Source organism: Photorhabdus heterorhabditis (genome assembly GCF_001280945.1).
Taxonomy (GTDB): domain Bacteria; phylum Pseudomonadota; class Gammaproteobacteria; order Enterobacterales; family Enterobacteriaceae; genus Photorhabdus; species Photorhabdus heterorhabditis.
Window position 1 is genome coordinate 1 of the sequence record NZ_LJCS01000089.1, and the last position, 11,903, is coordinate 11,903.

The following is an 11,903-nucleotide window of genomic DNA, read 5'->3' on the forward strand; positions in this document are numbered from 1 at the left end:
GGGTAAGTGAACGCAGCCAACAAAGCAGCAACTTGAAGGATGAAGGGTATATGATATATTTTTGTATTTTCTTTGTTAATATGGTGTTTTAATGATTTTTATTTATTTTATTTTTATAAAAAAATTAGACTATTATTGTTAGATAATATTTTTGGGGATGATCTGTTATTTTATTTACTGTAAATATCAATATAAACATTTGGTTATATGAAAATTTGCATTATGGTTTAATTTTGTTTTTATTATCTTAATTTGCATTTTTAGCATCAATGTGGGGATATGGGGCAATATATGGGGGGTAAATAGACTTTCTTATGTGTAAATGTTGATTTTGAGTTTTTGCTCTATATTATTTTATCTTGTTTATTTGTTTAACCGTATCTTTAGATATATAAACTTATTATGTCTATGGGATTAATGTTTCTATTTAACCTCAAATAAATTAAGGGATTGTTTATGGGGAAATCATCAAACCGTAGTACAGAATATTTCTTCACTGGGAAATATTACGATGATGATGATGGGAATAATATTGTTGCCATTGGAGTGGGAGGGGAGATTTATGCCAAAGGAGGAAATGATCATATTACTGTGGGGTCGCTAGGGGCGACAATTTATGCCAGTTCTGGCGATAAGACGGTAGATGGTGGTGCCGGATATTTAAAAATAGTGAATATTGACGGTAATCTGAATGTACATGGTGCCGCAGGTTACGCAAGTATTGATAAAAACGGTAATGGCAATATTTCATTTTCTGGTGCGGCGGGTGGTGTTTCTATGGATCACCGCGGAAGCCGCGGTAACCTGAATTTCTCCGGGGCTGCTGCTTATAACGGCCTAAGCCGTAAAGGACAATCCGGTGATGTGACGTTTAAAGGTGTCGGCGGTTATAACGAGTTATGGCACGAAACTAATCAGGGTAATTTAAACTTTGATGCCGCAGGAGCAGGTAATAAAATTGATCGTACTTGGTATGACCGCTATGAGGACAGCCACGGAGATGTGATATTTAATGGTGGAGGGGCAGCAAATAGCATCAGCTCGCGGGTTGAAAGCGGTAATATTGATTTCACAGGTGTAGGAATTGATAACCACATTATTCGTAAAGGGAGAGAAGGCAATATTATCTTGCATGGTGCTGGGGCATCAAACCGCATTGAACGCTTGCGAGAAAGTAAAGATAAATATGAACAGACTCGCGGTAATATCGAATTTGAAGGTGCAGGCGCTTATAACAAAATTTATTCTGATATAGCTCATGGTAATATCAATTTCGCCGGTTCTGGTGGTTACAATGAAATATCAAGAATAGGTGAAGATAGCTATTCGTATGATAAAGCTTTGGAATATACTCAAGTTGAAGAAATTGTCTTAACAACGGCGAAGATGGGCGTTCAGAAACGCCAGCAAGTGATAGGCATTAAATCAACGACTGAGCCTAATACTTATCTCTTTGCGTTTGCTGACGAAAAAGAGACTAAGTTCAGCAAAGTTCAGCTTAGAAATGATCCTGAAACCCGTAAACTTAGTTATTACGCCACTTCATGGCGTAAAAATGGTAATCAACTCAAAAATCTTGCTACGGAAAATATCTCTTTAGAGAATGGATTTGATGAGATAAGCAATGATAGTGATTACCGTCTTTTCAATTTAATCTTTGAACATCATCAACCCGTTACTGTTCAGCATATTGTTGAAGAAGATTTGCAGGAAAATCAGTGGGTGACTTATGCCAGCGGAACCACCGCTAAAGCAGAAGATGTCATATTGATTGATGCAAAAATGCATGGGCGTTCAATCCATTCTGATGGTTTGGTATTGGATGTTTCGGCGGTGAAATCGAATCGTCAGCCAAATACTTATGTCTATGCCAAATATGTCGAGTCATATACCAAAGTGGTCAAGGTGGAGTTGACCAATGATCCTAAAACCGGAGAGCTGAAATATTATGCCAGTGCTTGGTACAAAGCAGGCGACCATACCGGTGATTTGGTCAATGAAGATTTTTCCCTCGACAATGATTATCGCTCGATGGAGGCGGGGGGATATTCACTCACTAACCTTAAATATCAAGTCGATACTGTACGCCGCGTCTCTGAGCATTTAGAACATATTGAAGAATATCGTCATCAGGAATTGGTGAAGTCATCTTCGGACATCGGTGATAGCTCCGGTGATGTTAATTTTAGCGGTATGGGTGGCGGAAACGTTATTAAATCCAGTGTGATATTCGGCAATGTTAATTTTGAAGGTGATGGGATTGCTAATGTCATTCTTCATAGTTCGAGATTCGGTAATACGCATTTTGAAGGCGCCGGTGCCGCCAACGTCATTGTGAAAAGTGGTGAACAGGGTAATTTGACTTTTCGTGGCGCAGGTCTGGCAAATGTCCTTGTTCACCAGAATCAGTATGGAAACATGGATGTTTACGCTGGCAGTGCGGCAAACGTTCTGGTGCGTGTCGGTGATGGGCAGTATCTGGCGCACCTTCTGGCGATTGGTAATATTTCTATCCACAAAGGTAACGGTGATAGTCGGGTCACCCTGCTGGGAGGATATAACACCCATACTCAAATAGGTAATGTAGGTAATGGCAGCGCGAATTGGTTAGGTGCCGGTGGCTTTAATGTCATGACCCAAAAAGGTAAAGGGAATGTTTCCTCAGTACTTTTGGGCGGCGTTAATGTGTTAACCAAGCTTGGCGGAGGTAATCTGGTTTCCGGCATGTTAGGCGGGGCCAACATTATCACGCATATCAGTAGTGATAATGAAATATCAGACACCACGGCCATTGCGTTGGGTGGCGCCAATATCCTCACCAAAAAAGGAAGAGGTGATGCTGTTGCGGTGATGGGCGGTGGCGCAAACGTTCTGACTCACATTGGTGATGGGGGTACGACGGGGGTGATGTTGGGGGCAGCCAATATCCTAACCAAAGTAGGCAATGGTGACACTACAGGCATTATGCTTGGAATGGGTAATGTGCTGACTCATGTCGGTGACGGTCAGACGCTGGGGGTCATGGGAGCAGCAGGTAACATCTTTACTAAAGTGGGAGAGGGAACTGCAATTGCGGCTATGATTGGTGCTGGCAATATCTTTACCCATGTTGGTCAGGGTGATGCATGGGCGTTGATGGGAGGTTTGGGTAATATCTTTACCAAAGTAGGGGATGGTAAGGCACTGGCACTGATGATAGCCGACGGCAATGTGTTTACCCACGTTGGGGATGGGATGAGTGTTGCCCTGATGCTGGCGGAGGGTAATGTTGCAACCAAAGTAGGTAATGGTACGACCCTGGCAGCAATGATAGGCGAAGCCAATGTGATGACCCATGTCGGTAATGGTCAAACATTTGCCGCTATGATCGGGGAAGCCAATATCCTGACGAAAGTGGGTAATGATTTGACGGTCGGCTTGATGGTGGGGAATGCCAATATCTATACCCATGATGGTGGCGGGACCAGTATTGGCTTGTTTGCCGGTGAGTTGAACGTGATGACCAGAGTGGGTGATGGTACAACGCTGGCGGCAATGTTTGGTGAAGCTAATATCATGACCCATTATGGCGACGGTTTAACCGGGGTGTTGGCACTGGGTGAAGCGAATATTGTCACCAAAGTGGGTAAGGGTTTTATGGGGGTTGTGGCAGCGGCTGAGGCTAATGTTGTTACTCATCTGGGATCATCAACGACGGCTGCCGTGCTATTAGGTAAAGGCAATATTCTGACGAAAGTAGGTAATGGTACAACGGTCGGCCTGCTTATTTCCGATGTGGGTAATATCATGACACACGTTGGTGATGGCACAACCGTTGGTTTCGCTACAGGTAAAGCCAATATCATTACTAAAGTGGGGGAAGGTACAGGAGTTAACGCTGTCTGGGGTGAAGCTAATGTCCTGACTCATGTTGGTGATGGCGACCGTTACAATTTCGCTAAAGGTAAAGCGAATATCATTACCAAATTGGGAGGGATGCGAGAAGTCACAGTCGTTCAGGGTGATGCCAACATTATCACCCATATTGGTAACGGTGATGATTACACGGGAGCCTGGGGCAAAGCTAATGTCATTACTAAGGTAGGCGACGGGAATAATGTGGTGCTTGCCGAAGCTGATGCCAACGTTGTGACTCAAGTCGGTAACGGCGATAGTTTTAATGCTTTGTGGAGTAAAGGCAATATCGTGACTAAAGTCGGTGACGGTATGCAGGTTACTGCGGCAAAGAGTAAAGCCAATATTACCACCACGGTGGGGAATGGTTTAAGCGTGACTGCGACGCATGGCAACCTGAATGTGAATACCAAGGTGGGTAACGGCGTTTCAGTTAATGCAGTATGGGGTGAATATAACGTCAATACTAAAGTCGGCAATGGTCTTAATGTTGCGATTATGAAAGGCAAAGGTAATGCCAATATTCATATTGGTGATGGTCTGGGGATCAATGCTTCCTATGCACGCAATAATGTGGCGATTAAGGTTGGTAATGGCGATTTCTACAGTCTTGCTATTGCCGAGAGCAACACACAAAGCAGTCATCTCTCTTCTCTGTTTAAGAATATTAAACAAACTGTGCTAAATGTGGGGGGGAGCCATGCGATTAATTATCTGATCCAGGGTAATGAGGCGAATACTTCTGGAATCAATAAAGGTAGAGGGGCGATTAATTTAACCGAAGTTTCTGCCATTGATGGTTTCCAGATGGATAAAATTGATGAAATTAGTTCGGATCTGGCGAACAACTTGAATGGCACAATAACTCCGGTGGAGACGCCTGATACCGAGGTTATCCAGCATGCCTTGCAGGTTGGCGATAATGTTAATTCAGCTCAGGATAAGGCATCACCACAAGCTGATGCGGTTATCAGACATGCGAAGCAGGATAAAGCCGCGCAAAATGCGTTAAGCAATAAAGAAGAAGCTGAGGTGAGTCGTCAGCTCCTGGAACAAGAGAAAGATAAACAGCTTAAAACAATTTCAAAATCACAATCCCAACTAGAATCAACCAATCAAGATGCGTTGAATAAGAATGGGCAAGTACAGCGTGATGCAATAAGTGCAGAGTCCAAGATAGTTGAAAAAGAACAGGTGCTTATGGCTCAAGGCATGGATACGCTTAATAAATATGAAAATTATGATGGCAAATCCGGTGATGAGTGGCGTAATCGGTTTGCTGTTGGATATCTGGATAACACCCAGAATAAATTAAATGATGCCAAACTTACTGCACAGAAAAAATTAGCTGAGGCACAGCAGCATTTTATTAATAAACGAGAAATAGTAAAAACAGCAACTGAGAAATCAGAGGCAGGTTTAGGTAAAAGCCTTGAGAATATAGATAATGTAGACAAAGATATTGCAGACGCTGGGGAAAAAGCAGAGCAGAGAAAAGAAGAAGCATTATTACAGAAACAACGAGCAGAGAACGCTGTGAGTGACGCTAATATCGCGTATGAAAAGGCGAAACAGCGTGGTGAAAGTGACAGTACAGCGGCGGAAAATAAAGCGGCTCAAGCGCAGAAGAGTGCAAAAGACGCGAAACAGGCTGATGATGCTAAACCAGAGCGTACCGGGGCAACGGGTAGCGGTTTGTCTGGAGAAGCTTATACATCGATTGAAGTGGAGAAATCGAAAAGTCATATTGATCCTAAATCAAAAACTGAACCTGACGGCTGGATTAGTGAAGATTTAACATTAACAGCAGAAGATTTGGCTGCCTTGAATGATGCACAGCAAGCGGTTAATCGGTTACAGCTCAACAAGGGTATTCGTTCAGGAAATACCGGTGCTTCGATCATTTCAATGTTTACCGAAACATCATCCGATGGCACGGTGGAACCAACTTTAAATCAACCCAGAGAGTTAACCAGAAAAGCACCGACGATTTCAGGTATTGATCTGCAAGGATTAGGGGGAAATAACCATCAATCTCGTTCTTCTGTACTTAAAGAATTGGAACTTGTCTTACTGAGTAAGGGAAACAAACGGTTTATTGATTCTACTAAAAGACGTCTTGGTCCGATAAATACCGATCTGCCTGGTAAGGCGCTGGTGGCCGTGCGTGAAGCTTTTAACAGTACCGTCGAACAGCCCGATGAACAGCATGTATTGCAGCTTGAGAACGCGTTAGCCCATTGGCAGCAGAGTGACCCCAAAGAATTCGCTCAGCGTAGTAAGCTGGTGAAAAGCTTACGTTTTGAGATGGGTGAGCTGGTTGCTCACATTCAGGCCCAGAGAGCTGAGTCAGCCGGGATTTTAGGAATCGCTGTGGCACCTGAGCAGGTTGCGCAGTTTGAACAGCAAATATCGTTCGATGGGCTTGGCCGCGTGGTGGGCCTGAAAGGCGATATTGCGCAAAGCGAAATTAATCATCTCATTGATTTGCAAATTAAGCCATTAACCCAGATTAACTCCACTGCGGAGCGGGATGCACCTAAGACCGAAAGCGAAAGCCTTATCGTTTTGGTCAGCCGATTACAACAAGAAGCTATCCCAGAAGGTAAGCCTTTGATTGAACGCGCCAGAGAACTTTGGCTTACTGGGAAAGTAACAAATGCAAAAACCAAAGAATTATTTGAGGATGCTGTTACCCAGTTGAAAACGCATCCTGAATTGCACACGCTGGCTCAACAGCTGTTGGCCGATGCCAACCAAAAGAAGGCCACCGGACAATATATTGATAACTTGTTTGGCCGTCATTTTGATTCTGAACTGGCCTATGAACTGGTGAAAACGGCATCACCGGAGGTGAAAAATACCGCTGAACGAACCGGTCACTTCCTGGTACAGGATTTTGAACAGTGGATAAGTGGTTTTTATCCCGAAGGTGCTGAACGTGACCAAAAAATTGCCAGCAAGATGCAAGCTTTTGCCAAGTCTATTGATAAGGATTTTCGCCCTTGGTTCAGCCGGGTATCTGAGGTAACAACATTCCTGGACGAACCCACTTTTGCTAATTTCAAGACCATGATGACTAAGGTTGATGATGGTTTCTCTGTGATTAAGCTGCCGTTTCTGGCGGTAAAAATGGCGACCACCCCGGGAATGGGGATGGATAGTGCTGACTGGAAGAGAAAAGGGGATATTTTCTATCAGGATGTGATCACCAAAGCCCGTTCAACCAGTACTGAACTGACTAGAGGGGCGGATGTGAAGTACAAAGTAAAAATCACGGAAAAACAGACCAATGATTATGGCACGGCGTTGCCCTACCAACCTGCAAATAATAAACATGACGACTTTTTGTATGGCAGAAAGGTCGCAGCAGGTCGGATTTTGACCCCTGGACGCGAAACTACATTTGAGCGTAATGCATTAGCGCAAGGCCAGTCTGTGGTGACAGGCGCGTCTGGCTCGACCAATATCATGGTTCACCTCAATAACTATATTGCTAGTAAGCAGCCTGACTTCCCAACCGGGCAAAGCTATCTCAATACCTTGGCGTTTTTGGTATTTGATGGTGGTCACTCTGTCAACGAAAGTCTGGCGGTTTACAAAGCATTACAGACAACCGGTGAGGAGCGTAAGCAAGTACTAAACAGCTATACCGCCAATTATCAGGATCTGGCAGAGATTGCCGGGGAAAATGGCAAGGCGTGGGTAAATCAGGCGCTGGATAACGCTTTTAAAGAAACTCAGGAGTTTTATCAGAAGTATGCGGTGGTAAAACCACAAAACCGTCCTGCGCTGGAAGATTTAGATGGGTTAGCTGGCAAAAATAGAGGGGTAGAGCCGACGATTATCGACGATAGTCATCTGAATAAGTCCGTTGATGGCTGGCAAACGGTGGATGTAGTGCCACAGACTGATGGTCGTGAAACTCGTTTTGAGGGGCAGATCATTCTTCAAATGGAAGATGACCCGATAGCTGCCAAAGCAGCCGCTAATCTGGCGGGTAAACACCCGGATTCCAGCGTAGTTATTCAACTCGACGCTAACGGTAAATATCGTGTTGTTTATGGCGAGCTGTCCAAATTATCCAACAAATTACGCTGGCAGGTTGTCGGTCATGGCCGTGATACGTCAGAGCAGAATAATATTCGTCTGAGTGGTTATAGCGCTGATGAATTGGCGACAAAACTAAAGCAGTTTTATCAGGATGCTAAGCTGGGAGAACAGGCCATCAGCAAACCCGATCACATCAGTCTGGTGGGTTGTTCACTGATTAGTGATGATAAGCGGGATGGCTTTGCTCGTCGCTTTATGACTGAGTTGGATAAACAAGGTATTCGCAGTGATATTTCAGCCCGTAGTAGCGAAGTAGCGGTTGACGCAACAGGCCGTAAATTTACCCGTGACGAAAATAACCAATGGGTTAACAATTTGCCTGATAACAAGATGGTATTGAGCTGGGATACAGAGAATAAACTGATAGCTCATACAGAACAGGTTCGTCGTGGTATTGCTGAAAGTGATATCAATTTCGCTAAAGTCGGGTATACAGAGGCTGATTCGGTTATACAAGGGGCGATTGCCGACAACAGAGAAGTTTTCATTGAGCCACAGAAGCGTAACCAGGTTAACACCAGCGATAATGACTCGCAGAATCAGCTCAGTTACTCCGGTAATATCCAGGTGAATGTCGGTGACGGAGAGTTTACAGCGCTTAATTGGGGAACATCGAACGTAGGCGTTAAAGTGGGAACCGGTGGTTTTAAATCACTGGCTTTCGGTGACAACAATGTGATGGTTCACATTGGTCATGGTGATAGCAAACATAGCTTTGATATTGGCGGCTATCAGGCGCTTGAAGGGGCGCAGATGTTTATTGGTAACCGTAATGTCAGCTTCAACCAAGGTCGTAGCAATGACCTGATTGTGATGATGGATAAATCCATCCCAACGCCACCGTTGGTTAATCCATTTGATGGTGCTGCCCGTATTGCTGACGTGTTGAAAGGTATTGCCCGTTCCGATGAAGGACAGGATTGGTTAGCGGCCCAAGATCAGCAATGGACAATCGCCGGTGCGAAGAAATTTGTGCGTGATATGTCTGGTTTAGACCAAACCAGCAACGTGGATTACAAAACGTTGCTTAATTTGGATTCTCAGCATGAGCGTAGTAGCCGTGGTTTAAAATATGATGCTGAATCAGCATTGAATAAGAAACTTAATCAGTGGTTAGGCGAAAATGACAATAGTGTCAATGCAGGCAAAATGAGCCGGGCAGATAAATTCCGTCAGGCTAATCAGGAGCTGGCATTCAATTTTGCTGTTGGCGGGCGTGGCGCTGATATTCAGGTTACGACGGGTAACTGGAACTTTACGTTCGGTGACAATATCCAGTCAATTTTGGATACCAATTTGGGTTCACTGTTTGGTCTGATGACTCAGCAATACTCAGCAACGGGCATGGCGAAAACAACCTTTACCTACAACCCGCAGGACTTACCGCGTCAGCTTCAGAATAAGCTGCTTGGCCGATTAGCTAGTGTGAATGAAGAAACTACCTTAGCGGATATCTTTGGTGTGGACTACACCGCAGATGGACATATTGTTTCTCGCACAGGCAAGCCTGTTGATGGTGAGGCTATTCTGAAAGAAATGCTGGAAGTGATAAGGGAATTTGGCGGTGATCAACTGGAAGCCTTCACCAATCCAGAGAAATTGCTGGATAGTTTGGAAGCTGGCATCAATGCGGGAGAAGATGGGGTTAGAACATTTGCGGAAAGTCATGGTTTGAAAGCGAAAGCGTCTGATGAAAATCAGGAACAAGGCGCTGTGGTTAGCATCAACGGAGATAACGCTCAGGCTAATAGCAAAGCAGAACGTGCATTTGGTTTTAATTCGCTGAATTTACCTAACCTGTTTGCAACGATGTTTAGCAAAGATAAACAAGCAGAGATGCAATCATTAGTGACCAATTTGAAAGAGAATCTAACCGCAGATCTGCTCAATATGAAGCAAAAAACCTTTGATTTCCTGCGTAACAGTGGTCATCTGCAAGGAGATGGCGATATTAATGTGTCGTTGGGAAATTACAACTTCAACTGGGGTGGTGATGGTAAAGATCTCGGTGCCTATCTGGGTGATAACAACAACTTCTGGGGTGGTCGCGGTGATGATGTTTACTACTCACTAGGCACATCCAATATTTTTGCTGGTGGTGAAGGTAATGATATGGGCGTTCTGATGGGGCGTGAAAACTGGATGTTTGGCGGCAATGGTGATGATACCGCCGTGGTAGCTGGACGTATTAACCATGTCTTTATGGGCGAAGGTAATGATCAAGCTTTTGTCTTTGGTGAAGGTGGTCTTATTGATGCGGGTAACGGGCGGGATTACGTCGTCACTTCCGGTAACTACAATCGGGTGGATACCGGAGCCGGTCAGGACTATACGGTGACCATCGGCAATAACAACCGGGTTGATTTAGGTGAAGGCAATGACTTTGCCAGAGTGTTTGGTAATGACAACCGGATCGACGGTCATTCCGGCAATGATACGATTAAGCTGATGGGTTACCATGCGGTGATTAATGGCGGGGACGGTGATGATCACCTGATAGCCGCTGCGATTTCGAAGTTCAGCCAATTTAACGGCGGTGATGGTCAGGATTTGTTAGTGCTGGGCGGTTATCAGAACCGCTTCCAGGGTGGAACAGATGTAGATAGCTTTGTAGTCAGCGGAAAAGTGATTGATAACCGGGTTAACGATATCAACGCAGAAGATATGATCTTGTTTAACGGTGTTGACTGGAAAGACCTCTGGTTCCAACGCAGCGGATATGATTTGGTACTGTCAGTGAACCGTCATACTCAGGACAACACCGCTCAGGAACTCTTTGAATCAGTGGGATCAGTCACCTTTGATGATTACTTTAATGGTCATCGAGCCAAATTGGTGAGGCAGATGGGGGATAAAGACAAATCAGGTGAGAGAGAATTTACCGCACTTTCTGACAATGCCGTTGATTCATTGATTCAGGCAATGAGTAGTTTTTCTCCGACAGCGGGTGACAATGGTTTTATTGAGAGTCTGGACAGCAAGGCGAGAATGGCTGTTACCACGGCATGGACCGATGTAACCCTTGGTAAGGGAAAATTTGCTTAATTAATTCACTGTAATTAGCTGTCATAAAAATAAAAATGGCTCACAGAAATGTGGGCCATTTTTTTGAGTTTTTATTCGGGAAACTATTTCTGAGTTTTATTTGTGAATGTTTTTATTAATTTACTTATATTTTAATATTAAATTTATGATGTTTATACCCAATAGATTTCAAGATGCATCGCGACGGCAAGGGAGCGCATCCCCAGGAGCATAGATAACTAAATAGCTTTTCATAATTCCGCTACACATGGCCTTCTTCAACCCATTGTTATATATGGAGTTATAAGTGGTATAAGATGTAGCGCTATTTTAGAATCTTATTTAGGTGACTGGGGTGAGTGAGTGCAGCCAACAAAGAGGCAATTTGAAAGATGATGGGTATATACCTTTCTCCGGTAGTTATTAATTATTGGGACTGAGCAAATAACTTTTCATAATGCCGCTACATTTTCACTATTTACTTGTTTCCCTGAGAAGGGTAAAGCGGAGGATATAAATTTCCAGTCATTGCCGTTCAACAGAAGAACGTACAGCACAAAACGTTTCAGCTATCAGAGTAACGTAATTGCCATGATATCGCCTCAGCATTGTCAGACAGAGGGAATGGTTTTTACCTGTTCGTGCAATAACAAAAATCCTCTTTTTGCAAGTGACTTTTGTCTGAAATGAGATCTGTTTTTGTGATCTGCGTCACACAATTAAACAAAAAAGTAAAATTAATTTGAAATTATTAACATTGGTTATTAAATGATTAATATTAATGTGTTTTTATATATTTTGTAACAGGATAATAACATTGGCCTGTTTTTTGTCTTAAAATATAACCCCCTGTTTTTGCTGCTATCTTAACC

The 11,903-nt window shown here is 43.8% G+C and carries 1 protein-coding gene; it reads left to right on the forward strand.

Annotated features, from left to right (window positions below; genetic code table 11):
- Nucleotides 1-456 precede the first annotated feature (456 nt).
- Complete coding sequence (gene rtxA, locus AM629_RS19430) at nt 457-11,052, forward strand: MARTX multifunctional-autoprocessing repeats-in-toxin holotoxin RtxA (RefSeq protein ID WP_054481224.1); 10,596 nt, start codon at nt 457-459, stop codon at nt 11,050-11,052.
- Nucleotides 11,053-11,903: the final 851 nt, after the last annotated feature.